This is a genomic window from Thermococcus onnurineus NA1, from assembly GCF_000018365.1.
Taxonomy (GTDB): domain Archaea; phylum Methanobacteriota_B; class Thermococci; order Thermococcales; family Thermococcaceae; genus Thermococcus; species Thermococcus onnurineus.
In genome coordinates, this window is record NC_011529.1 from 768351 (window position 1) to 794681 (window position 26331).

The window sequence follows — 26331 nt, forward strand, 5'->3', positions numbered from 1 at the left end:
AGAACCAAAAGGTTTATATATTCGAACCCAACAGGTTTATAGTGAAGACGACACACAAAAATTGGAGGTGAAGAAAGATGGTCGTCATAGGAGAAAAGTTCCCAGAGGTTGAGGTTAAGACCACCCACGGAGTGATAAAGCTTCCGGAATACTTTGCTGAGAAGGGTAAGTGGTTCATACTCTTCAGTCATCCGGCTGACTTCACCCCGGTCTGTACCACCGAGTTCTACGCCATGCAGAAGAGGGCCGAGGAGTTCAGGAAGCTTGGCGTCGAGCCCATCGGACTGAGCGTTGACCAGGTCTTCAGCCACATCAAGTGGATGGAGTGGATTAAGGATAACCTCGGCGTCGAGATCGACTTCCCCATCATAGCCGATGACCGCGGTGAGCTCGCCGACAAGCTCGGCATGATCCCGAGCGGCTCCACTATTACTGCTAGGGCAGTCTTCGTCGTCGACGACAAGGGCGTTATCAGGGCGATAGTTTACTACCCGGCCGAGGTCGGCAGGGACTGGGATGAGATACTCAGGCTCGTAAAGGCCCTCAAGACCAGCGACGAGCACGGTGTTGCTCTGCCGCACAAGTGGCCGAACAACGAGCTCATCGGTGACAAGGTCATCATCCCGCCGGCTGCCACCATCGAAGAGAAGAAGAAGCGCGAAGAAGCCAAGGCCAAGGGCGAGATCGAGTGCTACGACTGGTGGTTCTGTTACAAGAAGCTTGAGTGAAAATGGACTTTTGCCCTTCTTTTCTGATTTCTCTTCTGTTGGGCTGTAAAGCCCAAAATAAAAGCTAAAGCAAGGATTTTCAAAGCACCCTCTTCTTGAACAGCACTACAAGTGGGACAAGCCACGCTAGGTGAACCGCCAGCCCCGGCCAGAAATCGCCGTAGTCGTTGAAAGGAATCCCCTCGAAGAGCCTGTGGATCCAGTAGGTCGGAAGAAAGGCCGTGAACTTGCTCCAATCAGTTGATATGTTCCTGGCGATCACGATGAACTTTATGGCCGGCGGAAGGATTAGCAGCCAGCCGGCGACTTTTGAAACTGTCAAAGCCTGCATCCTAGTCTCCGAGAAGTCAGTTATCAACAGCGCATAGGTCCACACTTCAATGATGAAAAGTGCCATGAGCGCCAGGAGGCCTTTCCACGGAACAGTTATGTCAAGAATTTTCGGCGCTAGGCCCGTGAGGATACCCGTTACAGCAGACGCCCAGAGGAGCCGGTATGTCAAGAAGGCCTCGCTCGATATCGGAATCACCTGAAGGGCCTCTATAGTTTTCTCTTCCTTTTCGTTGGCCATCATGAAGCCAGGAATCATGCCGAAGATGAGGGGAATGAAGATGATGGAAAAGATTGCTGCAGGCGGATAGAGAACCCCCAGCCGGTCCTTGAAGTAGCGGACGACGAAAAGAAGGATTATGGTAATGATGATGCTGTAAACGAGCATCGGGTCCCTTTTCAGCATCTTCCAGTCAATCCTGTAAATGGCGAGGAACTTCTTCACAAAACTCATCTCAATCCCTCCACGGCGTATTTGTAAAAGCGGATTTTAGCGAGGTTGTATGCTACGATGCCCCAGATTACAAGGGCAATGCCCGACCACATCAGCGTTTCCCTCGCTATCTCCTCGAAGCCCGCGTGGAAGAAATAGAGTCCCGGATAGCTCGGTATAATGTAGAGCACCTTCCCCCATGGACCGCTTATGAGCCCGTGGTATGCCGCAAAGGGCAGGAAGGAAAGCACCATGACGGCCAGCAGGGGCACGAAGTAGTCGTCCAGATCCCTGTATTTTGCAGCTATCGCTATGCCGAGGAGGGTGTAGACCACCGAGACCAGCAGGGTTCCTATGAGCACGTAGGCGATTTGGACGTTGAAGCCAGCGCCGACAACCACTATCACTAGCGCCCCGATAAGAGCCAGTAAAGCCATGATGATCGTTTTGGAGAGGTAATAGTCGCGCCACTCCATCGGTGTCACGGAGAGCGCTCCAATAGTGCCGTCCTTCTTGTCGGAGAATATCGAGGTTCCAATGAACATAAAGCCGAGCAGACCTGGGTCGATAAATATGAAAAGCGGTGCCATCGTCGAGACGTACTCCTCCGGGAAGGCTCCCAGCACAACGCCGTAAGCCAGAGCCGCGAGGAAGTATATGGGGTAGGTGTAGTTCCTCATGCCCACCTTGAACTCGACCCTCATCAGCTGGGCAAAGCTCATACGAGCCTCCTCCCCGTCACCTTTAGGAATATCTCCTCTAGCGTAGGCTCCTCCGTGTTTATCCTTCGTACCTCATGGTTCCGGAGGATTTCGAGGAACTCCTCGTTCTGACCCAAACCTTCTAGCGGGAATTCCCTAACCTCAACGTTGCCACTGGCGGCATATTCAACCTTCACAACCCTCTTACCCATCTTGACCTTGAGCTTCTTCGGGCTGTCCACGAGCCTCACAGCACCGTCCACTATGAAGGCCACCCTGTCACAGAGCTCGTCCGCCACGTACATGTTGTGTGTCGTTAGAAAAATCGTCTTTCCGTTCTCTCGCATCTCCAGGAGCATGTCCTTAATCTTCCTTGCGCTTCCAGGGTCGAGACCCTCTAAAGGCTCATCGAGGAAGAGTATCTCCGGATCAGGGAGGAAGGCCCTCGCTAGGTCAAGCTTCTTCTTCATACCCTTGGAAAGGTTTCCAACCAACTGGTCTGCTTCCTTGTCAAGGCCCACCATTTTGAGCACATCCATGGGGTCGAGGTGCTTCTTGTAGAAGGAGGCAAAGAACTCAAGGTTTTCAAGGGCCGTGAGCTTCGAGTAAATTGCGGGAAACTCAAAGGAGACGCCTATTTTCTGGTAATAGTCCTTGCCCCACTTTCTCAAGTCTTTTCCAAAGACTCTAACCTCGCCTTCGTAGTCCTTGATTATCTTGACTAAGATTTTAACTGTTGTCGTTTTTCCTGCCCCGTTGGGACCCAAAAAGCCGTAGATTTCCCCTTCCTCAACGGAGAAGCTAAGGTTTTCAACGGCCCTTACTTTGCCGTAGTATTTCCTAATGTTTTCGACCTCGATAACAGGCATGCTCTCACCGGAGTGATTACGGTGGAAAACTACTTAACCTTGACCCCCGCTCTATACACGGACGTGATACACTCTTTCATTTTAAAAAGAAAATGTGAGCCTCGAATTTTACCCCTCCCTTCTGGGCTTTTCACCTAATAACCATCATCTCAATGTCGTCGAAATCCACCTTCCCCTTTCCCCATCTTCCAGCAGTGCCTCCCCAGATGGCTTTTACTTCAAACCAACCCTTTTGGACATAAACGCGTTCGCTAATCGGGGAATTTTGTGCCATCGGGTGCCTCGATTTCTTCAAAGAACGTCATAGCGTTTGGGTCGAAAGTTCCTTTGACTATGTCCTCGTTTGATGCCCCTTTAACTCTTGAAAGGGCACTCAGGACAGTCAAAATAAACTTCCCGCCGGGCTTTGGGGATTCATAAATGTTCTTGAGTATCGCCAAGTTGTGCTCTATTGGGTCGTCACTTGAACCGATTAGTGAAAAGGCATCTTCGCAGAGGCATATGGCAGCGTCAAATTCCTCCTCACGCTTAAACTTCGTGGCGTCTACTTTTATGAACTCCACTTCAACACCTTCTTTTTGAGCTCGTTTTCTTGCTTCTTCAAGCATTCCCTGGGATATCTCAATTCCTGTAACCTTGCAGCCCCTTTTTGCGAGCTCTATTGAGTGCCTTCCGACACCGCAGCCAACGTCCAGTATCTTGGCTCATTCTGGCAGCTGAAACGCTTGAAGGAACTTAAACCTGATGTCCGCTAACTTGTTCTGGTGGCTCTGACATTTCAATCCACCAGGCCTGCTAACTCCAGAATGAAACCCCGGAAACGTTCGTTCATCGGGTTTCTAAAATAGAGCTTATCCAAATCTAAGTCGATGGTGGTCGTGAAGAATTTCGACCTTTATTCGTTTCATACGCACTCAAAGGGAATTAGAAGGGGAAGTTATTGTCTTTCCATCAAAGAGAACAAGATAAAAAGCAGAGCCCAGAAACTTCAGGAGTCAGAACCCAGGAGCATCATTAGCTTCTCCTCGACCTCTTCCTTCTTCCTCACCAGATTCTGCCTTGCGATTTCATTTCCTTCTTTGAGATAAATCAGTGTGGGCACATTCATGACGTCGAACTTTTCCGCAAGCGGAAGATGCTTCTCCACGTCAACCTCCCAGAACTCCACCTCCTTATACTCCTCGCTCAGCTCGTGCATAAACGGTTCAATCATCCTGCACGGCGGACAGCCAGGAGAAGAAAACCAAAGGAGGGCATATTTTGCCCTCTCAACTTTTCCAAAGTCTCCATCAAACTCCCTGATCATCTTAACCACCTCAAATTTTAGCTTTTTTCAAAAGCAAGGAGTTTGTGACGACACTCACGCTGCTCAATGACATAGCTCCAGCAGCCCATTCTGGTCTGAAGGTGATTCCAAAGAGAACATAGGCCAGTCCAGCGGCGAAGGGTATTAGGATGGTGTTGTAGAACATTGCCCAGAAGATGTTCTGCTTAATCTTTGAGAGCGTCTTTTGGCTGAGCTTTATTGCCCTAACTACATCTCTTAAGTCGTTTTTAATCAAGACGATGTCTCCGCTCTCCATTGCTATGTCGGTTCCGGAGCTTACCGCTATGCCTATGTCAGCTTGAGCCAAAGCGGGAGCGTCGTTTATCCCATCCCCGACAAAAATGACCACTTCTCCCTTCTCCTGAAGCTTCTTTACTTCATTTGCTTTATCCTGGGGCAAAACTTCCGCTAAAACGTAATCTATGTTAAGCTGTCTAGCTATCGCTTCTGCGGTTCTTCTATTGTCGCCGGTAATCATCCCAACTTTCTTGCCCATTTTGTGAAGCTCTTCTATCGCTTCTATCGCGCCTTCTTTGATTGTGTCCGCTATTCCAATAACTCCCGCTATTTTTCTGTCAACTGCCACTATTATGGCCGTTTTAGCTTCATCTTCAAGCTTAAGGAGAGCTTTTTCAACCTCTCTGTCTATTGGATAACCATTCTCTTTGAACAGCTTTCTATTTCCGGCCAAGATTTCCTTCCCATCCACTACGGCTTTTATTCCCTTGCCGGTTATTGCCTCAAAGCTTTGGGGCTCTTTAACCTCTAATCCGAGCTCTTGAGCTTTCCTAACTATGGCCTCTCCTAGTGGGTGCTCTGAGCGCTTTTCAGCTGAAGCTACTAAGCCCAAAAGCTCTTTCTCATCCATGCCAAAAGTCACTACATCTGTAACTTCAGGCGTCCCCTTTGTTAGCGTCCCCGTCTTATCGAAGAGAACTATTGTGGCTTTCCTCGCTATTTCCAGTACTTCACCATTCTTGATTAAAATCCCCATTTCGGCACCTTTGCCCATTCCAACTGTTAAAGCCGTTGGAGTTGCCAAGCCAAAGGCACATGGGCAGGCAATCACCAAAACGCTGAGCAGTGTCGTGAAGGCGAAGAGCAGGGGCTGGTCAGCTATGAAGTACCAGTATCCAAAGGAGATTAGTGCTATTGTTAAAACGGCTGGAATGAAGTATGTAACGACTTTATCCGCTAATCTCTGAATCGGTGGTCTTGTATTTTGTGCCTCCTCAACGAGCCTAATTATTTGTGCCAGAGCTGTGTCTCTTCCGACCCTCTTTGCCTCGATTTTAAGCACGGAGTTCTTGTTAATCGTTCCACCAATAACCTCGTCACCCTTATTCTTTAAATTTGGAATTGGTTCTCCGGTGATCATCGATTCGTCAACGTAGCTTTCTCCTTCAATTACAATTCCATCAACCGGAATCCTCTCTCCAGGTTTGACTATGACAATATCGCCAACTTTAACTTCGCTTATTGGAACTTCAATCTCTTTTCCATCCCTAATTACGGTTGCCTTTTTAGCTTGAAGCCCCATGAGCTTTTTAATTGCCTCACTCGTTCTTCCTTTGGCCAAAGTCTCTAAGTAGCGTCCAAGCAAGAGGAAGGCCATTAGCAAAACGCTTGCCTCATAAAAGTTGAACTCCCTTGGAATAATTCCTATTGTGGCCAAAACGCTTGCAAAATAAGCAGAACCGATTCCCATGGAGTACATGACTTCCATGTTTAAGCTTTTGTGCTTTAATGAATTGAGAGCCTTTCCAAAGATATCCCTTCCAGCGTAGATTATTGCCAGAGTTGCCAGCAGGAATTGAACGTAAATTAAGTTGGGAATTTCAATCCCGAATCTGTGAAGCTGCATTGAGGCGAAGAGAGTTAACCCTACTCCCCAAGCAACGGCAAGTTTTTTCTTCATTTCCATCATGTGCTTCTCTCGAATCTCTTTTTCTACATCATGGCTTTCCTCACCTTCAACTCCCAAGAATTGGTAGCCAACCTCTTCAATTGCTCTCTTAATATCTTCTATGCTTACTAAACTTGGGTCATAGCTTACCTTAGCCTTCTCAGTTGCCAAATTGACCTGAGCATCTAAAACTCCAGGGAGCTCTTTAAGAGCTACTTCAATGGTTTTGACACACATTGCACAGGTCATTCCACCGATCTTTATTATCGCGTCTCTCTTTTCTCGAACCACCTGATAGCCAAGCTCTTCAATTGTCTTTATAATCTGATTCAGGCTGACCCTTGACTCATCGAAGTCCACGTAAACATTCTCAGAGTTTAAATTGGCTCTGGCGTCTTTAACCCCATCAAGCTCTTTCAGAGCTGTTTCTATGGTTTTTACGCACATGGCACACGTCATCCCATTAACCTTAAGCGTAAGCTTCATAACTATCACCGATGTTTACTTAACAGCACACTTTAAGGGCATTATTTCTACCAAAGTGTAAACGCTAACCGAAGAATTTTTATATTTTGAAAACAAACGACTCGTAGGTGTTTATCATGACAAAGCTAGATGAACTGGATTTGAAGCTGATATATCTTCTCATGGACAACTCAAGATTAAGCATCTCCGAACTCGCGGAAAGACTCAGCGTCAGCAGGCCAACTGTTAAGACGAGGCTAGAAAAACTTGAGAAAGAAGGAATTATTCAGCGTTACACGATTAAACTCCACCCAGAACTCCAGAAGGCCCACAACGTCGTTGCCCTGATAATCAAAACTGACAAGCCAGAGAAGCTTCGAGAGTTCGAGGAAATCATCGAGATCAACCGCTTCACGAGTAAGAAGTATCTCATAAAAGTGGCTGTCGAAGATATGGAGGGACTGAGAAACGTAATAGAAGGTGCCGGTTTTGAGGTACTTGAGATAATGCCTATCCTAGAGAGCATTGAGAAAGAACATCCTCCCAAGGTCAAGGTTCCATTCAAATGCGACTACTGCGGCAAGGAGATAGTCGATGAGCCGATAGTTTACAAATATCGCAACAGGGTTTACTTCTTCTGCTGCCCTACCTGTTTGAGAGAATTCAAGAGGACAAGGGAGAACATAGAAAAGCTCAAGCTAAAAGAACACGAAATAGAACATAGTCATGAACACCATAAGCATTAAATAAAAAAGAAATGATTTAGAGCGAAGTTCACTCACTCTTCCCAATCTTCAATACCCATTACTCTTTCGCAGTACTCGTGCCTCTCCCTCCACCAGCTTCCCATGTACTTCTCCATTATTGACTCCATTTCCTCCTCCATCTCCTCATGAATCTCGGCGAAGTCCCCACTCTCCATGTACTGCACCATTTCCACATAGATGTCTTCGTCCATCATGCCCGGTCCATGAGCAATGCCCATCATTGGACCAAAGCCTCCTGGGAAGCCCCTGTATCCATCCCAGCTGAACGGCCCTGAATGCGCTAGACCGTATGGGACCGCAATGAGAGCCCCAATTATGAATCCGATCAACAGTGACTTCCACTCCATTTTGCATCACCTTTCTGTTGTTTTCATAGTACCCTATGAGGGAAAGGCTAATAGGCTTATTATTTGCAATGTGAGAAATGATTTTGAGAGAATTTGCTGAAGTGTAAGAATAAACCAAATCAAAAGTTTTCACAACTACAACATGATGAAAATGGAGAAGACTGCCAAAAAATATGATAGGTTTTCAAAAATTTACGACCTTTTCGAGAGCCCAATGGAAGTGATGGCTTTCTCAAAGTACAGAAAGAAAGCCCTAAGTATTGCTAAAGGAAAAGTCCTCGAGATAGGAGTTGGGACTGGAAAGAATCTTCCATATTACCCTAAAGATGTCGAAGTAATTGGCATAGACTTCAGCAGAGGGATGCTCGAAAAAGCGGAAAGAAGGAGAAAAGAGCTCGGTTTAAAAAATGTCAAGCTCCTCCTAATGGACGCCCAAAAGTTAGAGTTTGAAGACAACACTTTTGACACGGTTGTGAGCACTTTCGTGTTTTGTACAGTTCCAGACCCCGTCAAAGGGCTGAAAGAAGCCTATAGAGTCTTAAAACCTGGAGGGAAGACAATATTTCTGGAACACATGAAAAGTGAGTCAAAGCTTTTGAACATTCCACTCTACTTGATGGATCCGATAATGAAAGCCCTAGTGGGCACTTCGATGGTGAGAGAAACGCAAAAGAATATTGAAAAGGTTGGCTTCAAGATAGAAAAGGTTGAAAATCTCTTCTTCGACATCGTGAGGTTAATTGTTGCCACAAAATAGTTTAAAAGAGAGCCTTCAGCCCCCTAAGAGCTTTCTCTTCCTTCTTTCATACTCCTCGTCGTCTATCTCTCCCCTTGCGTATTTTTCATCGAGTATTTCAAGGGCGCTCTTTTTTGACGTTTTTGTGATTCCGCCTGAGCTCTGCTCCACGAGCCACTTAATGAGCCACACTATCCCAACTATTATCAGTATCCAGAACAGGAGCATGAATATTGCCCCAAACCAGCCGAAGTAGCCAAATCCAATCATGTCGTGCCACCCCCATTCACTTTCTCCAAACGTAGGTTAAAAAACCCGAGTTAACGCTTTCAAACATCATTTTGATCGCCTCAGTTACTACTCATTGACAAAGGATATAGCTCTTATTCTTTACAGAAGTGAAATATAGCATCCAAAAATTTCAAAAAAAGAAAAAGAAGACTGCCTCAGACTTTCAAAAACTTCGCGTTTATAGCGACTATCACCGTGCTCAAGCTCATCAGCAAAGCACCTACTGCTGGACTTAACAGTATTCCATAGTTGTAAAGCGCCCCTGCTGCCAAAGGAATTGCGAATGTGTTGTAGCCAGTTGCCCATGCCAAATTCTGCACCATCTTCCTATAGGTTGCCCTTGCAAGGTGTATCGCTGTTATGACGTCTCTCGGATCGTTTTTAACCAAGATTATATCGGCACTCTCTATTGCCACATCGGTTCCTGCTCCGATTGCTATACCCACATCAGCCTGGATTAGTGCTGGAGCATCATTTATTCCATCCCCAACCATTGCCACGACGAAGCCTTTTTCTTGAAGCTCCTTAACTTTCTCGGACTTCTGATGGGGCAGAACTTCAGCAAAGTAGCCATCCAGACCAAGATCCTCTGCAACCCACTTTGCAACTTTAGCGTTGTCTCCTGTGAGCATGTAAGCTTTAATCCCAATCTCGTGGAGTTTCTTTATCGCCTCTCTCGACTCAGGCCTTATCTTATCGGCTAAAGCCAAGGCACCAATCAGCTTTCCACTGATGATTAAGAACACCACAGTCTTACCCTGATCTAGCACCTTGTTGACGCGCTCGTCCTCCCTCCACAGGTTGTTCTCTTTGAGGAATCCTGGACTGACCACGAAAACTTCTTTTCCGTTGATGACGCCTTGGACACCTTTGCCCGGTAGAACCTTTGATTCTCTAACCTCGTAAACCTCAAGGCCGAGCTCTTTCGCCCTCTCAACTATCCCCTGCGCTATCGGGTGTGATGAGTGGCTCTCCAGCGCTGCCGCGTACCGCAGGATTTCTTCCTCCTCCAGCTCATCCAGTGGAATTACATCTGTTACCTCGAATTTTCCTTCGGTCAAGGTTCCCGTCTTGTCAAAGACAACTACCTGAACATCCTTTGCCCTCTCAAAGGCTTCTCTATTCCTAATGAGTATTCCCTTCCTCGCTGATATTGACGTTGACACTGAGACTACTAAAGGAACAGCCAATCCCAAAGCGTGGGGGCATGTAATTACCATCACGGTGACCATTCTCTCCAAAGCGAACACAAACGGCTTCCCTAAGTAGAGCCAAGTTCCTAAAGTTACGCTTCCAGCGGTTATTGCAATGAGTGTAAGCCAAAAAGCTGCCCGGTTAGCTAAATTTTGAGTCCTCGACCTCGTTTCTTGGGCCTGCTTTACAAGCTCAACCACCTGCATCAAGTAGGTCTCTTTTCCAGTCTTCTCGATCCTGACTTTAATCGAGCCCTCTAGGTTTATTGAACCACCTATAACAATGTCGCCGGGTTTCTTATAGACAGGTTTTGACTCACCGGTGAGCATTGCCTCGTTTACACTCGTCTCACCCTCAATTATGATGCCATCAGAGGGTATCTTTTCCCCAGGTTTAACTAGGACTATATCTCCTTTCTTAAGCTGGCTCACTGGGACGTCTTTTATTCCCTCAGGAGTTATTAAGTGGGCATCAGTTGGCATGAGCTTTATTAGCTCCTCTAAAGCCCTCGAAGCGCCGAGAACAGAACGCATCTCTATGTAGTGCCCCAAAAGCATAATGTCAATAAGCGTCGCAAGCTCCCAGTAGAAGGTCTTTCCGGGCAATCCAAAGGTCACAGCAGAGCTGTAAAAGAAGGCAACTGTGATTGCCAGAGCAATTAGCGTCATCATTCCTGGGGTTTTCTTCTTAAGTTCATCTCTCATTCCCGTTAGGAATGGCTTCCCACCGTAGAAGTAGACCACTGTCGATAGCGCAAAGAGAACATATCTATCGCCCGTGAACGTGAATGTAAAACCAAGGAACTTTTGAATCAGCGGAGATAGGAGCAGTATTGGAATCGTAAGTATGGCAGAAACTATAAATCTCTTCTTAAAATCCTCCATCATCATTCTATGGTGATCCGCATGCGAATGCTTGTGTTCTCCATGCTCAGGTTCATGAGCAGCGTGTTCATGCTTTTCTTCCTCCATCTTGTGTCTATGCATTTCATGCTCTCCATGTTCTATATGTTCATGCTTTTCGCTTTCCTCATGTTGGTGCATCATCATTTCTTTGTGCTCTTCATGGGTGTGCTCATTGTGAGCCTTTTTTTCATCTTCCATATTAATCACCATCATTAATTTCTAACTAACAAAAAATATTTAACCATTTTTCATACAAAATGGAAAATCCAAGCCGGACCGGCGCACAAGAAATAAAGAGAAAAGTTTCCAAAGTGAGCACCTACCGATAAAAGCATTTTTGAATTTGGCATAACATTCCGGTTTGTCACATATACCTACTGTATATCACGCTTTATTCCAATAACAATCTCTCCGAGCAACCCAAATAATTTCACCTCTTCTTTGTACTTTATCTCAAATCCAGCCTCTCTTATTGATAGATATGCCTACAGTCAATATATTGGGGAAATTTTTCGTGAAGCCACTCATAAAGCCTCAGCAAAACATTCCCACCTTCTTTTGACATGCTGACAACTCCAAGCCTCCCACCAGGTTTTAGAACCTTTTAATCTCGTTAAGAACTTTTGGAATTTCGGGTGTGTCAAAAAGTTCAAGGGTGAAGCTCATGAAAACAGCATCGAATTTATTGTCTTCATAGGGCAATTTTGATGCGTTTCACAATACAACTCGACTCTATCTAAAAGTCCAGCTTTTTCAAGTCTCCGTTTACTAACTTCCAGTATCCCAGAAGAAATGTCAATACCGTAAACCTTTCCTTCCTCACCCACTAACTCAGCCATTTTCTTCAAGCAGTGCCCAGTTCCAAAGCCAATCTCCAGAACGATTTCCCTTTTTAATGTCCAACAGCTCCAATGCCCTGTCCCTATATTTTTCTCAAATAATGCAAAACAATCGTAAAATCGGATGATCTTATCGTAAGCCTTTTTGCATGAGCCTTGTTCTATATACCCGTAATACCTTGCGATTTTTTGAATTCATTCTGTTCACCTTTTGTAGTTTTGTATTCCAGATTATTTACTCCTCCATGTGCTTAAGCGCAACCTTCAAAATCTCCCTTATATGCTCGTCATCCAGGCGATAGAAGACGTTTTTTCCGTCCTTCCTGTATGTAACGATTTTTCTATCCTTCAAGATTCTAGGCTGGTGAGATATAGCTGAAACTGACAGGCCGGTAATGTTCGATAAATCGCACGTGCAGAGTTCATCCTCCAGCAGTGCGAAAAGTATCTTAAGCCTTGTGGGGTTGCCTAAAGCGTCAAAGAAATATTATTATAAAGATTTCTGAACAGAAGTAAGTAAAGTCACTCTAAAGAGAGCAGATATACTCCAAAGAGCATTAAAACGCCAAAAAATGCTTTAATTGCTGTAAAGCTCTCCCCAAGGACTAAAAAAGCAAAGAGAGCACCAATTAGTGAGGAAGTTGAAAAAATTGCCCCTGTTTTCATAGCCCCAATTTCTCTTAGAGCAAATAGAAATAGCACGATGGAGAAGCCTAAGCTAAACGCACCGACAGTTAAAATGTATGGAAAGCTTTGAAGCGGGATATAGAAGGGAATTCCAATTAGAGAAGCCAAAATTAATAGCGCACTCCCTCCAAACAGCCCCTTTAGTGAAGTTACCAAGAGCAAATCCCTCTTAACGCTTAGCAACTTGCTCAAATTATTGTCTATCGCCCATGAAAGACCTGCCAAGATTATTAAAATGTTCCCAAGGATGCCCTTGCTCAGCTCCACTTCCCTAAAGTTTCCCGTCGAGATTACAGCAGCTCCAATTAAGATTAAGAGAATTCCAAGAATGCTTCTTCTTGAAGCTTTCTCTTTAAAGATTAAGAGAGCGATTAAAACTGTGAACAATGTTTCAGTATTGAGTAGAAGGGATGCATTGACCGCTGTTGTTTTATCAAGTCCAAACATAAAGGAGAGTGGTGCCAAAAAAGAGCCAAAGAGCACTATAAAAGCTAATAGCAGGAGGTCTCGCCTTGAGAAGTGTTCTTGGGTTTTAACTTTAAATTCAAGCCTTTCAAGGATTTTATCCTTAAGTGGTGTGAAACGGAGAAGCATTAGAACTATTCCAGCCGTTAGATAAATGCTCCCTGCTACAATCATTGGATGGACATCTCTAAGGGAGATCTTGTTCAGCGTTGAGCTTATTCCAAAGAGCAGTGCTGCTAAGAGAGCGCTCACATAGCCATAATGGTGGGTCATGTAGTAAATCTAAAATAAAGCCCTTATAAGTTTAGTTCACACGAAAAAGAGAAAGGTAATACAAAATTGCACTCTTTCAGCTAAAGTGTCACGCTAGTCAACAAAGAATTCCACGCCAAACCAGAGTCGGCAGAAAGAGCATTACCGCCAATTGATAATAATATATTATAATATTAATAATGCATGTCCATTCATCAACAGTACCTCATAAAAGAAAAGAAGATTAATGGCAGCAACAGCCGTGCCCTCTGCCATGTTTATGACTATGAGAATGCATAACGTACTCGTGCTTCATTCCCTCTTCCTTGACGTATTTCTCAGGATTTGCTTCAAATTGAGCTTTGCAGTGTGAAGAGCAGAAGTAGTAAGTCTTTCCACCATACTCTACTTTGAACTCGGTCTCTTCACTAACTTCCATTCCGCAGACTGGGTCTGTGGGCATCTTAAGCCACCTCCACCTCATAGCCGAACTTCGCTACGGCGTTGATTAGATCCTCGATCTTGAGCTTCGACTCATCGTACTCGACGACCGCGGTCTTGTTCTCGAGGCTAACTTCTGCTTTGGCGCCAATCTTCTCCAGGGCCCTCCTGATGGTCATCACACAGTGCCCGCAGCTCATATTGTTAATCTTCAAAACAACTTTCGCCATTTCAATCACCTGTACTAACTAAGCGCGAAAGCTTATTGTCCTTATTCTTTACAGGGTGAAAAGAGGATGGAGAGAAAACTTCAAAAACTGAAAATCACAGGGAGTCAATGATTTTCTTGAGCTTTTCCTCTATTGGCTCCATAAGCTCCACGACTTTCTCCCCGGCTACCTTCCAAGCGATGCTTGGCAGGGCGACTCCAAGATAGTTTCCGTCCTCCTTCCGGTAGCCAAAGCCAGTACAGGGTAGGAGGGCGCCGATGTTTGGGTCAATCTTCACGAGCTCCTCCACCAGCTCACTGTGGCAGATGAATAGCAGGTGATAGTCCGCTATTATGCCGTTTTCACCTTCGGTTATTGCAACCGGAATCCTCTCGCCTATCAGAAGGAACCCCCCCTCCTCGAGCTTCTCCTTAAAGCGCTCCCATACGAAATCTAGATCCTCCTCAAACCTCCTGACGTAGTAGAACTCCATCACTATCACCCTGTCTCCACCATTATGCACTTTATAAAACTGTACTCCACGCCTTGGCTCTCCAAAAACTCCCTAATCTCTTCGCTCTCAGCTCCTGGCTGGAACCACAGCCTTCTGAAACCGGCTTCAACGGCTTCCTTTGCCACCTGAATGCCAACTTTGGGAGGGACGACAAAGACTATCACATCCACATCTTTCGGGAGCTCCCTAACGCTTCTGTAGCACTTTAATCCTTCAATCTCGTCGTAGTTGGGATTAACGGGCAGAACCTCAAAGCCCTTTCTCATTAAATCTCTTAGGATTATGTTGCCGTATTTGGCTGGATTCGGGCTTGCCCCCACCAGGGCGATCCGCTTAAAACTCCGCACGCCCATTTTCTTCACCTGACTTGAACTCAGATTCATGCTTTTTATGCATTGCTGGACAAAAATGGGTAAAAAAGCTAAACGCTACTTTTGAGTCCTGCATCTTCAGGATTCAACAAAGGCTCCTTCCTGTAGGCCCTGAGCACAAGGTACAGGGCTAGGAGGAGGTAACCAAACTGCACTATTATCCTTCCCCACTCCATGCTCGTCGAGTATCCAAAGAGCACTGCAAAGAGGGAACCTATTGCTCCCTTGTGGTGCCACACGCTGTCGCTTGGAATGCCGAGGTCGTACGCGGTTTCACCTATAAATCCCAAATCCATTCCTTCCTCCTCAGCCCACTCTATGAGCTCATGGGTCCCGTAACCTGCCATGCCAGCAGCGACGAAGACAAGGAGTATCGAGCTGTAGTAGAAAAATGTCCTCAGGTTTATCTTCATGCCCACTCCGTAGATGAGGTATGCAAGTATAAATGCACTGACTAAGCCAGTTATAAGGCCAAGGAGCGTGCCGCCGAAGTCTTGAGTCATGAAGGGCGTGAGGAACAGGACAGTCTCAAGTCCCTCCCTGAAGACAACTATGAACGTAAAGCCGATTAATGCCAAGGGAGATATCGCGGTGCTCACCTTGCTCTCTATCTCGGTCCGGATGTTCTTCCCCTTGGTAGCCATCCAGTATATCATGCTCGTGAGGACTATCACAGCCAGGTAGGAAGCCAGGCCCTCAAAAAGCTCCTTCTCTTCTAGGCCCCCATAGAGCCCCAGTATCGCGGCTCCGAGGATAATACTAGCCAGCAGGGAAAGTCCCACGCCGATCCAGACGTTTTTTATCTGTTCAGTCCGGTTGGTTCTCCTTAAATAGGCAACTATTATTGCGACTATTATGGCGGCCTCGAGGGCCTCTCTGAAGGTTATGAGGAAAGCGCCAGCGTTCATTACTCCACCCCCAAAATTTTTAGGCCAGTCTAAAATCTCTCGGATAACTTATGAAGTTTATCTTTGCCAAATTGAAGTTTCGGACGTAGGGATGAAAACGCCTGCGTTCAGGAAGGGAGACACTTCAAAAGCAAAACCCAGTGGTTTGGATATCGAACTTGAGTTTCAGACAATTCGCAATAACTGCCCAGGTATGGGCATGCCCATGTCTGTCACCTGCTTAATGTGAGAAAGAAACGGCTCAAAATTTACAAAATGGAAAAAGGGGGTTAAATCTTTCCAACTAAATCGAGGCTAACCTCGAGGGTCTCCTTACCGGGCTCCCAGCTAGCCGGGCACACCTGTCCAGGGTGCTCCCTCACATACTTAGAGGCCCTGAGCCTTCTCAGTATCTCCTTCGCGCTCCTGCCTATGCTCAAATCGTGCATCTCCATGTGGACGACTTTTCCGTCAGGGTCTATGATAAAGGTCGCCCTCCAGGAGACGCCCTCGTCCTCGATGTAAGTGCCGAAGAGGCGGCATATCTTTCCCGCTGGGTCGGCGAGCATTGGGTACTTTATCTTCTTGATCGCGGGAGAAGTGTCGTGCCAGGCCTTGTGGACGTAGGCAGTGTCCGTTGAAACGCTCAGGATCTCGGCGCCTTCCTTCTTGAACTCTTCGTAGTATTCAGCAAGCTCTTCAAGCTCCGTCGGGCAGACGAAGGTGAAGTCAGCCGGATAAAACGCCAAAACAACCCACTTGCCCCTGTAGTCCGAAAGCTTAACCTTCTCTATTGCGTCCTTTTCCGGAAGGTAAGCATCTGTCTCAAAGTCCGGGACGATTTCTCCAACTTTCACCATCTTTCAAACACCTCGGGACTATGTTGGGAAACCTAACTTATATAGGTTTGCCTAACAAAGTGAAAAGTTCCAAAATCGAAAGTATTGCATTTTGGAGGACAAATTTAAATATCCCAAAAGCGAACTTCGTCCGGGGATAAGATGAAGGTTAAGATAGTTCTCGGAACGGCAAGGGAAGGTAGGAAAAGCGAGAAAGTTGCGAGGTACCTCGTGAAGAAGGCCCAAGAATTCGGCTGGGACGCTGAGCTGATAGACGTCCGCGATTACCTCCTCGCCTATACCCACCGCTGGAGGATCACACCGAAGATGAAAAAATACCGGGAGAAGATTCTTGAAGCGGATGCGCTTATCATAGTCGCACCCGAGTACAACGGGAGCTATCCCGGCGAGCTCAAGATACTCCTGGACACAATTTACGACGAGTACGAGGCTTTACCGGTTGGAATATGTACCGTCTCAAGCGTTACCGGCGGCGTTAGGCTGCTGATGGAGCTGAGAACCGCGTCGCTTAACTACCGCATGCTCCCAGTTGCACAGGTTCTGTTCTACAACGTGGACGACATATTCGAGGGCGAAGAGCTAAAGGGCGAGAAGTATGAGGAGAGGGTTGGAAGGCTCTTCGGGACTCTCGAAAAGTACGCAAAGGCCCTGAAGCCGATAAGGGACGAAGTAAGAGAAAAACCCAGAGAAAAGGAGCGGGGAACTATGGGGTCGTAGTTGTATATCCCCGGAGAGACCGCCTTGGATGGGTCGCCCAAGTCGCTGAGTGGGTTATGGAAGAAGGAAAACCACTGATTCCTGCTTATTCTCTAGGCTACGAAGAGCCGTAGGTTATCAGACCGGCGATTCCGGAGTACTTAAGCGTCTTCACCCCAAAACCCCAGGGTAGGTTTGCCGTCACCTGGTATAAGCGCGTTCCGTGTGAATACGGAACAAAAGAAGAAAAAGTCAAAGCAGGCCCTCGATGAGCTCCAATATGTTGCCCCTGGCCTTGCCCCTGAGGCGCTCCAGGTGGTCGCTCAAGGCCTCACCGATGCCGTGAATGAATAGGTTCAATGCCTCCTCACTCTCAAGTCCGCGCGAGCGGAGGTAAAAGAGGGCATCCTCATCGAACTGCCTCACCGCGGATGAGTGGGCGGCGGCTTCGATTTCTCCGGTATCGACCTCAAGCATCGGCACGCTCACACCGAGGGAGCCCTCGTCCATGATGGTTATCTGCGAAATTACCTCGCTCACCGAGTTCTTCGCACTCTCGAAGACCTTCGCGACGCCCCTGTGGACGGCCCAGCCGTTCTGGTAAGAGAACCCGTGAACCCTGGTCTCGCTGATGGTTCTCTCGCCGTACTGTAGGACGTTAGTGAGGTAGTCAACGGAAGAGCCCACCGCTATAGGCATGCCCCTCAGGATAAGCTCGCTCTTTGCTCCTTCTAGAGAGTAGTCCTCGCGGTGGTGGCTCATCTTGCCGCCGCTGATAACGGTGAAGGCTTTGACTCTGGTTCCTTCGCTGAGGCTCGCCCTCAGGAGGTAGTGCGACAAGCTTTTGTGCTTCCCGACAGTGAGTATCTCAAGCTCGGCGTTTTTGGCTTTAAGCTCGACCACTAGGGATTTTGTTCCTTCTTTGCTCAAATCGTGGATGATTATCGGCGCCTTCACGTCCTCGGCCTCTATGCTGATGTGGTGGCTAATGAAGGCCTTCTCCGATAGGTGCGATACTACCACAAGCGGCTCGAGGAGGTCTTCGGTTATCCTCAGCCTGTAGGACTTCTTGAGTGCATAAAAGTGGAAGCCAAGGATTCTTGACTCCTCCGGACTTGAGAGGCCAAGCGTCCCCTCAGTTAGCTCAACGCCGGCTGGAAGGTTAAAGCTCGCTACACTTCCTGAGAGGAGGACGTGCGCCTTAATTTTCACTTCTCCGGCCTTTGCCTCCGTCGGGAGCCCAAGTGGTGAGTTCTCCTCGAAGAGCTTCCACTTGGTGTAGCTCTTTATGGTCGGGCTGTCACCGTACTTCTGGTACTCAAGGGCTTCAAGCTTCTCAAGAGTTATTTTTGGAAGCATGGAATGCATCAGCCAACACCCCCAACCTCACTGAACTCCAGCTCTATGACCTTCTTGAGCACCTCAACGTACTCGAAAGGCAACCCCTCAAGGATTTCGCTAATGAAGCCAAGCACTATAAGGCTCTTCGCTTCCTCCTCACCTATTCCGCGCGAGTTCATGTAGAAGAGCTTGTCCTCGCCGAGCTTTCCAGTGGTGGCTTCGTGGATTATGCTCGCGCTTGGCTCGTCGTTCTGGTTGTGTGGATAGGTGTAGGCCTTGCTCTCCTCGTCGAGTATGAGTGAGTCACAAGATACCGTCGCCGTCGAATTTTTAGCTCCCTTCAAGATCCTCACCAGTCCGCGATAGATGTTGATTCCGCCGTTGGCGCTTATGCTCTTCGAGACTATCTTGGAGCTAGTGTTGGGTGCGAGGTGCCAGGTTTTGGCCCCGGTGTCCTTCATGAAGGGCCCGTTGCTGAGCGAAACGACATATTGAGCCGTCCTCGCCCCTTCTCCCTTCAGGACGCTCGACGGGTATGTGTAGGTTATCTTACTTCCTATACTCCCCTCAATCCACTCGACGTAGGCGTTCTCCTCGATTATCGCGCGCTTGTTGTTGAAGTTGATGACGTTCCTGCTCCAGTTCTGTATCGTGGTGAACTTGACGGTCGCTCCCTTGTGGGCGTATATCTCGACCATTCCGTCGTGGAAGGAGAAGCCCTTGTACATCGGCGCAGAACAGCCTTCTATGAAGTGGATGTAGCTCCCCTCGTCAGCAACTAGGAGAGTGTGCTCGAACTGTCCTTCCAAAGCCGAGCCTATGACGAAGAATGCCTCAACCGGAAAAGGTATCCTAACGCCCTTCGGGACGTAGATGAAAACTCCACCGCTCCAGAGAGCGTGATGCAGTGCCGAAAACTTGTGCTCTCCGGCCGGAAAGACTCTACCAAAGTACCTCTTTACGAGATCAGGGTATTTCTGGACGGCTTCCTCCATCGGGAGCATGATTATGCCCATCTTCTCGAACTCGGCCTTGAGGTTAGAGTAGACGCTTTCGCTGTCGAAGACAGCCGTTAAGCCAGAGAGGAACTTTTTCTCTATCTCAGGAATGTTCAGGCGCTCGAAGGTTCTCCTTATGTTCTCGGGCAGGTCCTCCCAGTCCCTGACCTCGTTGCCGATCTCGGGCTTGGAGTATAGGGTGAGGCTTTCAAGGTCGAGCTCCTCAACGCCGACTACCCATTTAGGCATGGGGAGCTTGTGGAACAGCTCAAGAGCTTTGAGCCTGTGCCTGAGCATCCATTCTGGCTCGTTCTTTATGCGCGAAAGCTCCTCTATCATGTCCCTGGTCAGCTCGCCTTTCAGCTCGATTTCCTTAGGATATGGCACTGCCGTACCAAGGATTTCCTCCAGCGAGCCGGCCTTGAGGATCTCCTCAAGCCTTGTCTGCCCTGTCATTGTCTTTCACCGCCGCGAAGCCTTTCTCTTCAATGAGTTTTACAAGCTCCATTCCGCCAGAAACGACAAGCCGCCCATCCTTGATGATGTGAACTCTCTGGGGATTGAGGTACTCTAGTATCCTGCCGTAGTGCGTGATTAGGAGTATGCTCGTCCCCTCGCGGTGGAGTTTGGCTATTATTCCCGCTATGACTTTGAGAGAATCGACGTCAACACCGCTGTCGGGTTCGTCGAGGATAAGAAGCTTCGGCTTCACAAGGTACGCCTGGAGCATCTCAAGCTTCTTCCTCTCACCGCCGGAGAAGCCGACGTTGAGCTCCCTTGAGAGCATCGAGCTGTCGAAGCCAAGCTCCTCAACGGCCCTAAATATCATGTCGTAGGCCTCAACCTCGTCAATGCCCCTGAGGTTCTTGAGCATCCTCTGGAAGAACTGTATGACCTTAACCCCCTCGACTTCAACGGGGTGCTGGAAGCTGAGGAATATGCCCTTCTTAGCCCTATCTTCCGGCTTTGTGTGGGTTATGTCCGCTCCTTCGAAGAGTATCCTTCCCTTGACAACCTCGTACTTCGGATGTCCGGCAATCGTGAGGGCTAAAGTAGATTTTCCGCTTCCGTTGGGTCCCATGACCACGTGAAGCTCTCCTCCACCCAGTTCAAAGCTTACTCCCCGGAGTATTCCCTTGTCCGCAACCTTAACATGGAGATTTTCCACCTTTAGCATAACCATCACCGTCCTTTCTTTACCCGAGTTTGTGTAGAAACGCACACTTTTAAAACCTTTCTTCACAAATTTGTATACTTAAGAAATCCAGAAAAGGTAGAACCAATGCAAAATGCAAAAGAGAGGCAGTGGAAAAGACAGGCAGAGGATTTAGCCCTCTGACTGGAGGAGCAGGCCCGGAAGCTGCGGCTGCCTCTGGCCGAGCTCTTGGTCGAGCATGAAGAGAACCTGCGGACTGTCCTTTGCAAACTTGAGCTTATCAACGATCTTCTTGACGCTTGCCTCCTCCTCGACCTGCTCGTTGATGAACCACTCCAAAAATGCCCTCGTTGAGTAGTCCTTCTCCTCCTCGGCCAGAGCAGCGAGCTCGTTTATGCACTTGCTTATGAACTGCTCGTGCTCGTATGCCGCCTCAAATGCTGCCAGCGGAGACTCCCACTCTTTCGGTGGCTCCTTTACGGCCTTCAACTCGACCCTCCCATTTCTGTCGTAAATGTAGTTGTAGAATCTTAGGGCGTGGCCAAGTTCCTCCTCGGCCTGGGCCTTCATCCAGTTGGCAAACCCTTCCAAGTTGAGGTCCTCGAAATAGGCTGCCATTGCAAAGTACAAGTATGCAGAATAAAGTTCTCTGTTAAGTTGTTCATTTAGAGCTTTCAACATTCTTTCACTCAGCATGGCCATCACCCTCCTATAGTTACACCCGGTTACTTTAAAAGATTTCTCCTCAGATTTTTGAAAAACTTTAAATTATTCCTTCCTTTTCCAAAATATCCAAGATCTTCAAGAATTCCCCATACTTCCCCTGAGTTACAACTCTCTCTGGTCTGAAGGGACAATCACAGTAAGGGTACTCTAAAAAGGCTTGATATGTGCCAATTTCCCTCGCTATCTTAACTATCTCTTCCTTGTCCATACCTAAAAGCGGCCTGTGTACTGGAAAGCGGACGCTCATGGTCTCAAAGTAAAGGTTAGCCAGTGTCTGAGAAGCCACTTGGCCAAGGGAATCCCCAGTAACAATGCCCAGCGCACCTTCTTCCCTTGCTATCTCCGCGGCTCTCCTCAGCATAGCGACCTTGCACAGGACGCATGTCCATTCCAGCATGTTTATCCTGCTGAGGACGGCCACGTAGGGTCTCAGAACTTCAAAGTGGTTCTCCACAATGAGCTCAATGTCTTTTGGGGAGTAATCATTGAGTATCTCAACGGTTTTCTCAACAACATTCTTTGCGTTCTTTCCCTGGTCAAAATGGACCGCTATTATTTCTGCACCCCTCTTCATCATGAGGAATGCGGCAACGGGTGAATCTATGCCTCCGCTGAGCAGAACCACAACCTTCCCCTGCGTGCCAACTGGAAGCCCACCGACTCCTTTAATCTTCTCAAAGAAGACGTAGGCCTTTCCCTTTATAATTTCAATTCCTATCGTGAGCTCGGGGTTTTCCAGATCTACTTTCCAGCCGAATTCTCTCACAATGAACGCCCCTATTTCCCTGTTAACCTCAACAGAAGTCTTGAGGAACGCCTTATCCAGCCGCTGGGTTTCCACCTTAAAGCTTCTCGGATTCAGGCCTTTCAGGGCTTCTTTCAGATAGTCCGGCACTTCCTCGTAGTTCATCTCCCTCGCAGGCGAAACCGAAACAACGCCCGGGACTTTTGCAATAATCTCAGCCGCTTCATCGGGGGCCTCAATGAGGATTCGTCCTCTAATCAACCTCGCCTTTGCTTTAATCCCTTTCCTCTCTAAGGCAGCGAGGATGTTCTCTACGAGCCTCCTTTCAAACTCTCTTCTTTTGCCCCCCTTTACTGCTATCTCGCCATAGCGTACCAGTATCATCTCAACCACCCAAATAGCGTGCAAAGAAGTTTTTGGCTTCCTTTTCGTCCTCAGCACCGCGGATTATCATCCTGCCGCTCGTAAATATCAGGATCTCAGCGTAGTCGTCCTCGAACTGGATGAACTGCGACGTCTTGATATACTCAATGCCGAGGGCATCGAGCCTCTTGGCGAGCTCATCAAGGTCTATGCTCATCCGTTCGGGGGGAGTTATTTGAATCGAACCGTCACACATGTGCTCTATCTTCATCTGCTTCTCCAGGAACGTGAAGTTGTGCCTGACACAGACCTCACAGTCCTCCCTCCTCGGGATCTCCACCTTCTCAAAGTCGAGTGTCTTGGTGTCGAAGAAAATCAGCTCACTCTTCACTTCCCCACCTAAGAGAATCTTAGCCGCTAGAGTGACGGCCAGCGAAGCAGCCAGGGGAGGAACGTAGCTCATAATCCCTGCGACGGCGCACGTTGGCATGGGTCTTGAGGGCAGCTTCGGCATCAAACAGCGGAAACAGGCAGTCTTTCCTGGAATTATGGGCATCAAGTTACCGTAAGTCGCCAAGATACCGACGTAAATCCACGGTTTGTTGCTCTTCACCGCATAGTCGTTTATTACCTGTCTCGTGTAAATGTTGTCCGTTCCGTCTATAATGAGGTCAGCTTCGTCCAGAAGGTGCACCGTTGACGGGTTTAAGTCCTCAAAGTAGCCAATAACGTTCTCAAAGCGCTCCTTCAGGACTTCCACTTTGGGCTTTCCTACATCATCACTCGTATATATAGTCCTCGGAAGGTCGCTCTCGTCTACGAAGTCTCTGTCTACCACTATTATTCTTCCAACGCCCAGTTTGTGGAGGAAGTAGACCTCCCAGCTCCCCAGTGCTCCGGCACCTACAACTGCAACCGTGCTCTCGCCGAGCTTTCTTTGGCCATCCATACCGATTATCGGGAAGTGCCTCGAAAAGTCCATCTTTACATCCACCATGCTCCCACCATTGGAGGCTTCTACGAGGCTCAAAAAAGGCTTTTGAAAACCAAAAGTTCTGGACAGTTCTGGGAAATACCAACTTCGGAAAAGGATATTAATGGATTCCAGGAAATTCTTGTCGGTGGTGGCATGGAGTTCTTCGAAGTGTTGAGAAAAAGGAGGAGTATAAGGCGCTTTCAGGATAAGAAAGTCCCGGGGGAGCTGGTAGAAAAGCTTCTTAAGGCTGCTTTCCTTTCACCGAGTTCATACAACAAAAGGCCCTGGCACTTCATAGTCGTTGATGATAAGGAAAAGCTTTGGAGGCTCTCAAAGGCAAAGTTAGGCGCCTCTGGGCTGGCGACGGCACCTTTAGCCATCGTCGTGACGGCGGATGGTGAGAAGAGCGACGTATGGATCGAGGACGCTTCCATAGCGGCCGAGCATATACATCTCGCGGCCGTTGCCCTGGGTCTGGGATCCTTCTGGGTGCAGATTAGGAACAGGATGCACAACGAGGAGAAGAGCGCCGAGGAATACGTGAGGGAGCTCTTGGACATTCCAGAAAACTACCGCGTTCTCTGCATTATTGGCGTTGGCTATCCAGCGGAGAATAAGCCGCCCCACGGCGAAGAGATCTTCGAGTGGGGGAAGGTCAGCTATAACAGGTTTGGCATGCCATTTGAAAAATGAAAGCATCCGATTTCCTTTACATTTTGAAAACTGAAAAACTTGGAGACTTTTCACATTAGAAATAGTGAGACCAAAAAGATGTACTTCCGAAACACTTTTGGGTGATAAGATGAAAGCCAAGGTTTGCAAGTTCTGTGCTGGTGATTACCTGGAGGAAGTGGTCAAGCTCCTCCAAGAGAAGGGCTATGAAGTCAGCGTTGAGGAATGCATCGGTTTGTGCGCCAAATATGAATGCGGCAACATAAACGTCATAGTTATGGAAAGGGAGATTTCAACAAGGAGTTTTGAAGAATTCATAAAGGCCCTGGAGGGGTAGAGATGGTAAAAGCGCTTGTTATAATCTCCAGTGAGGACGAAAAAGCTCTGGTAGGATTCATGTGGGCTACCAATGCTTTGAAATACAAGTGGGTGGAAGACGTTGAGGTGATACTTTTCGGACCAATCGAAAGGAATATCGCAGAGGGGGATAGGAAATTTCTTCAGTGGATTGAGAAGCTGAGGGAGCTAGGCAAGCTTCCCCTTTCGTGCAAAAGGATAGCCGAGGATGGAGGTTTTGCAGTAAAGCTGGAAAAGTACACCAGAGTGGAATACGTGGGGAAGATAATAGCGGACTACCTCGAAAAAGGTTACGTCCCGATGACTTTTTGATGAAAAAAGCTTCAAGAAAAGATTTTTATCCCGTAAATTTATTATTTTGGGTGATATTTATGAGGAAGTTGCTCCCAATCATATTCATTTTCATGCTCTCGATTGGATTTGCTAAGGCCGGTGAGGTAAAATACGGCGAGCTAACCTTTCACGATGTCTCAACCGTGGAAGAGCTGGATAGCCTAATCAGGGCCCACGAGGGTGAGTACTTTTTCATCTTCTACCACTCGGAGAGCTGTCCAGCGTGCAACTACATGAAGACAAGCGTTTTCCCGACTGAGAAATCTAAGGAGACCCTTTTGGGATTAAACCTTGTCTCCATCGACGTTTACAAAGCGCGCTCCCTTACAACGCTCAGATACAGGGTTTACGATGACGTTGTGGTCATCCAGCCCGACAACGCCGGTTACTACAGGCCAAAAACTCTGGGAGAAGAGATAAGTGTCGGCGTTCCGGGAACACCAACAATGGTGATATTCAAGGTCGAGAATGGCACCAAAATCCTGAAGGGAGTAGCGATCGGTGCGCTCAATCCTAATGGTTTGGAGTTCTTCGTGAAGACCGCGGTGGGAAACGATGAAAAACCCCAAGGAGGGGAACAAACTCAAACCACGGAAACTGCAACGCACCGTGCCCAGGAAGATAACACAAACCTAACTCTCGCGGTTCTCCTGCCGATATTCTCGGCTGGAATACTGAGTGTCTTCTCACCCTGCGTTCTGCCCCTCATAGTTGGCACTTTCTCCCTCACTTTCGCGAGGAGGAGCGTGGAGCTGATAATAGCTGGCATGGTGTTATCTTTCGCCCTCCTGGGCGCTCTGGCGGGTAGTTTTGGTTCCTACGCGGCCCAGATAAAGGGAGCCCTGTACCTCATAGGCGGTCTCGGCTTCATAGTGATTGGCCTGGGCTTCCTGAGCGAGAGCGTAAGCGCCAAGCTTGAGAGGTTCCTGAGCTTTTCGGCATCGGATAAGGTGGCGTCGAAGAGAGGAAAGCTGTATGACTTCGCCCTCGGCTCGGCCTTGGGGGCCACATGGCTCGGCTGCATAGCCCCTTACGTCGGCTTCGCCGTCATTACTGCCGCACTAAGCGGGGACACACTCAAAGGAATAATCGTGATGGGAACCTACGGCCTTGGCATGGGGCTGACGGTTTACCTGATTGTCTCCTCGAAGGACTTGGGGGACTGGATAAACAGGAAGTTCCTCTCCGGGAGGATAAGCCTAGGCAAGTCTGGCAAAGCAAAGTGGGAGCGGGCCTTGGGCGTAATCCTCGTGCTCCTCGGCCTGCTTATGCTCACAGAACTCACGCCGTTAAAGCTCTGGAGCGCCCTCTTTGAGGGCCTTTCAAAACTCTGAGGAGGTGGAAGTGTCCGGTGCTCTTCTACGAGAAGGACGACGAAACCTACGTGGCCATCAACACCGTCAACGACGTGCTCGACATAATTAAAGAGCCCCTTGAGGTCGTT

At 48.0% G+C, this 26331-nt stretch carries 30 protein-coding genes and 2 pseudogenes; 8 read left to right on the forward strand and 24 right to left on the reverse strand.

Annotation, left to right across the window (positions count from 1 at the left end):
- The first annotated feature begins 77 nt into the window (after window positions 1-77).
- Window positions 78-728, forward strand: coding sequence for a peroxiredoxin (locus TON_RS04255; RefSeq protein WP_012571789.1), 651 nt, complete (start codon window positions 78-80; stop codon window positions 726-728).
- A 79-nt stretch (window positions 729-807) separates the two neighbouring features.
- Here TON_RS04255 and TON_RS04260 read toward each other — a convergent pair whose 3' ends face one another.
- From TON_RS04260 to TON_RS04285, 6 genes are all read right to left on the reverse strand, one after another.
- Window positions 808-1512, reverse strand: coding sequence for an ABC transporter permease (locus TON_RS04260; protein ID WP_012571790.1), 705 nt, complete (start codon window positions 1510-1512; stop codon window positions 808-810).
- Window positions 1509-2213 carry a fluoroquinolone export ABC transporter permease subunit gene (locus tag TON_RS04265; protein ID WP_012571791.1) on the reverse strand — a complete coding sequence of 235 codons (705 nt, stop codon included), beginning with the start codon at window positions 2211-2213 and terminating at the stop codon, window positions 1509-1511. Before TON_RS04265 ends, TON_RS04260 begins: the two co-directional genes overlap by 4 nt.
- The gene (locus tag TON_RS04270; RefSeq protein ID WP_012571792.1) at window positions 2210-3061 is read right to left on the reverse strand and encodes an ABC transporter ATP-binding protein; all 852 of its coding nucleotides are present in this window, start codon (window positions 3059-3061) and stop codon (window positions 2210-2212) included. The genes TON_RS04265 and TON_RS04270 overlap by 4 nt, the downstream gene beginning before the upstream one ends.
- A gap of 251 nt (window positions 3062-3312) precedes the next feature.
- On the reverse strand, window positions 3313-3759 hold the full coding sequence (locus TON_RS10595) for a class I SAM-dependent methyltransferase (RefSeq protein WP_337998373.1): 447 nt from the start codon (window positions 3757-3759) through the stop codon (window positions 3313-3315).
- A gap of 290 nt (window positions 3760-4049) precedes the next feature.
- A complete protein-coding gene (locus TON_RS04280; RefSeq protein WP_012571794.1) occupies window positions 4050-4367 on the reverse strand; it encodes a thioredoxin family protein in 318 nt (105 codons plus the stop codon).
- Window positions 4368-4377: 10 nt separating this feature from the next.
- Window positions 4378-6780 (reverse strand): heavy metal translocating P-type ATPase, encoded by a 2403-nt coding sequence (locus tag TON_RS04285; RefSeq protein ID WP_012571795.1) that lies wholly within the window; start codon window positions 6778-6780, stop codon window positions 4378-4380.
- Window positions 6781-6896: 116 nt separating this feature from the next.
- Between TON_RS04285 and TON_RS04290 the strand changes: the two genes are divergently transcribed.
- The gene (locus TON_RS04290; protein ID WP_012571796.1) at window positions 6897-7505 is read left to right on the forward strand and encodes a TRASH domain-containing protein; all 609 of its coding nucleotides are present in this window, start codon (window positions 6897-6899) and stop codon (window positions 7503-7505) included.
- Between the two features lie 32 nt (window positions 7506-7537).
- On the opposite strand, the gene TON_RS04295 is transcribed toward TON_RS04290, so the two are convergent.
- Window positions 7538-7873, reverse strand: coding sequence for a hypothetical protein (locus tag TON_RS04295; RefSeq protein WP_012571797.1), 336 nt, complete (start codon window positions 7871-7873; stop codon window positions 7538-7540).
- Window positions 7874-8015: 142 nt separating this feature from the next.
- Between TON_RS04295 and TON_RS04300 the strand changes: the two genes are divergently transcribed.
- Complete coding sequence (locus TON_RS04300) at window positions 8016-8630, forward strand: class I SAM-dependent methyltransferase (RefSeq protein WP_012571798.1); 615 nt, start codon at window positions 8016-8018, stop codon at window positions 8628-8630.
- A gap of 15 nt (window positions 8631-8645) precedes the next feature.
- Here the strand turns inward: TON_RS04300 and TON_RS04305 are convergent, their stop codons facing one another.
- The 11 genes and pseudogenes from TON_RS04305 to TON_RS04345 form a co-directional block, all read right to left on the reverse strand.
- Window positions 8646-8879, reverse strand: a complete 234-nt coding sequence (locus TON_RS04305; RefSeq protein WP_012571799.1) for an SHOCT domain-containing protein — start codon at window positions 8877-8879, stop codon at window positions 8646-8648.
- Window positions 8880-9055: 176 nt separating this feature from the next.
- Window positions 9056-10978 carry a heavy metal translocating P-type ATPase gene (locus tag TON_RS04310; protein WP_238516360.1) on the reverse strand — a complete coding sequence of 641 codons (1923 nt, stop codon included), beginning with the start codon at window positions 10976-10978 and terminating at the stop codon, window positions 9056-9058.
- A gap of 615 nt (window positions 10979-11593) precedes the next feature.
- Window positions 11594-11838 (reverse strand): annotated as a pseudogene (locus TON_RS10760) (class I SAM-dependent methyltransferase).
- A gap of 235 nt (window positions 11839-12073) precedes the next feature.
- Window positions 12074-12322 (reverse strand): annotated as a pseudogene (locus tag TON_RS10260) (ArsR/SmtB family transcription factor); the annotation flags it as partial.
- Window positions 12323-12360: 38 nt separating this feature from the next.
- Window positions 12361-13263 (reverse strand): DMT family transporter, encoded by a 903-nt coding sequence (locus TON_RS04315; RefSeq protein WP_048055051.1) that lies wholly within the window; start codon window positions 13261-13263, stop codon window positions 12361-12363.
- A 223-nt stretch (window positions 13264-13486) separates the two neighbouring features.
- Window positions 13487-13705 (reverse strand): YHS domain-containing protein, encoded by a 219-nt coding sequence (locus tag TON_RS04320; protein ID WP_048055052.1) that lies wholly within the window; start codon window positions 13703-13705, stop codon window positions 13487-13489.
- A gap of 1 nt (window position 13706) precedes the next feature.
- Complete coding sequence (locus tag TON_RS04325) at window positions 13707-13913, reverse strand: heavy-metal-associated domain-containing protein (protein WP_012571803.1); 207 nt, start codon at window positions 13911-13913, stop codon at window positions 13707-13709.
- Window positions 13914-14007: 94 nt separating this feature from the next.
- Entirely contained in the window at window positions 14008-14385 is a 378-nt protein-coding gene (locus TON_RS04330; RefSeq protein WP_012571804.1) for a DUF302 domain-containing protein, read from the reverse strand.
- A 5-nt stretch (window positions 14386-14390) separates the two neighbouring features.
- Window positions 14391-14759, reverse strand: coding sequence for a CoA-binding protein (locus tag TON_RS04335; protein ID WP_012571805.1), 369 nt, complete (start codon window positions 14757-14759; stop codon window positions 14391-14393).
- Window positions 14760-14827: 68 nt separating this feature from the next.
- Complete coding sequence (locus TON_RS04340; RefSeq protein ID WP_012571806.1) at window positions 14828-15685, reverse strand: FTR1 family iron permease; 858 nt, start codon at window positions 15683-15685, stop codon at window positions 14828-14830.
- 269 nt (window positions 15686-15954) lie between these two features.
- A complete protein-coding gene (locus TON_RS04345; RefSeq protein ID WP_012571807.1) occupies window positions 15955-16524 on the reverse strand; it encodes a peroxiredoxin in 570 nt (189 codons plus the stop codon).
- Between the two features lie 141 nt (window positions 16525-16665).
- Here TON_RS04345 and TON_RS04350 point away from each other — a divergent pair, with 141 nt between their 5' ends.
- Window positions 16666-17241 (forward strand): NADPH-dependent FMN reductase, encoded by a 576-nt coding sequence (locus tag TON_RS04350; RefSeq protein WP_012571808.1) that lies wholly within the window; start codon window positions 16666-16668, stop codon window positions 17239-17241.
- A 231-nt stretch (window positions 17242-17472) separates the two neighbouring features.
- On the opposite strand, the gene TON_RS04355 is transcribed toward TON_RS04350, so the two are convergent.
- The 6 genes from TON_RS04355 to TON_RS04380 form a co-directional block, all read right to left on the reverse strand.
- Entirely contained in the window at window positions 17473-18588 is a 1116-nt protein-coding gene (locus tag TON_RS04355; RefSeq protein WP_012571809.1) for a SufD family Fe-S cluster assembly protein, read from the reverse strand.
- Window positions 18588-20015, reverse strand: coding sequence for a Fe-S cluster assembly protein SufB (sufB, locus tag TON_RS04360; protein WP_012571810.1), 1428 nt, complete (start codon window positions 20013-20015; stop codon window positions 18588-18590). The genes TON_RS04355 and sufB overlap by 1 nt, the downstream gene beginning before the upstream one ends.
- Entirely contained in the window at window positions 19993-20736 is a 744-nt protein-coding gene (sufC, locus tag TON_RS04365; RefSeq protein WP_012571811.1) for a Fe-S cluster assembly ATPase SufC, read from the reverse strand. Before sufC ends, sufB begins: the two co-directional genes overlap by 23 nt.
- A gap of 150 nt (window positions 20737-20886) precedes the next feature.
- Window positions 20887-21411 carry a ferritin gene (locus TON_RS04370; protein ID WP_012571812.1) on the reverse strand — a complete coding sequence of 175 codons (525 nt, stop codon included), beginning with the start codon at window positions 21409-21411 and terminating at the stop codon, window positions 20887-20889.
- Between the two features lie 67 nt (window positions 21412-21478).
- The gene (thiI, locus tag TON_RS04375; protein ID WP_012571813.1) at window positions 21479-22570 is read right to left on the reverse strand and encodes a tRNA uracil 4-sulfurtransferase ThiI; all 1092 of its coding nucleotides are present in this window, start codon (window positions 22568-22570) and stop codon (window positions 21479-21481) included.
- A 1-nt stretch (window position 22571) separates the two neighbouring features.
- Window positions 22572-23546 carry a ThiF family adenylyltransferase gene (locus tag TON_RS04380; protein WP_012571814.1) on the reverse strand — a complete coding sequence of 325 codons (975 nt, stop codon included), beginning with the start codon at window positions 23544-23546 and terminating at the stop codon, window positions 22572-22574.
- A gap of 132 nt (window positions 23547-23678) precedes the next feature.
- On the opposite strand from TON_RS04380, the gene TON_RS04385 reads away from it, so the two are divergent.
- The 4 genes from TON_RS04385 (at window position 23679) to TON_RS04400 (ending at window position 26221) form a co-directional block, all read left to right on the forward strand.
- Window positions 23679-24218 carry a nitroreductase family protein gene (locus TON_RS04385; RefSeq protein ID WP_012571815.1) on the forward strand — a complete coding sequence of 180 codons (540 nt, stop codon included), beginning with the start codon at window positions 23679-23681 and terminating at the stop codon, window positions 24216-24218.
- 109 nt (window positions 24219-24327) lie between these two features.
- Window positions 24328-24534 carry a hypothetical protein gene (locus TON_RS04390; RefSeq protein WP_012571816.1) on the forward strand — a complete coding sequence of 69 codons (207 nt, stop codon included), beginning with the start codon at window positions 24328-24330 and terminating at the stop codon, window positions 24532-24534.
- A 2-nt stretch (window positions 24535-24536) separates the two neighbouring features.
- The gene (locus TON_RS04395; RefSeq protein ID WP_012571817.1) at window positions 24537-24866 is read left to right on the forward strand and encodes a hypothetical protein; all 330 of its coding nucleotides are present in this window, start codon (window positions 24537-24539) and stop codon (window positions 24864-24866) included.
- Between the two features lie 59 nt (window positions 24867-24925).
- A complete protein-coding gene (locus TON_RS04400) occupies window positions 24926-26221 on the forward strand; it encodes a cytochrome c biogenesis protein CcdA (RefSeq protein ID WP_012571818.1) in 1296 nt (431 codons plus the stop codon).
- The last annotated feature ends 110 nt before the right edge of the window (window positions 26222-26331 follow it).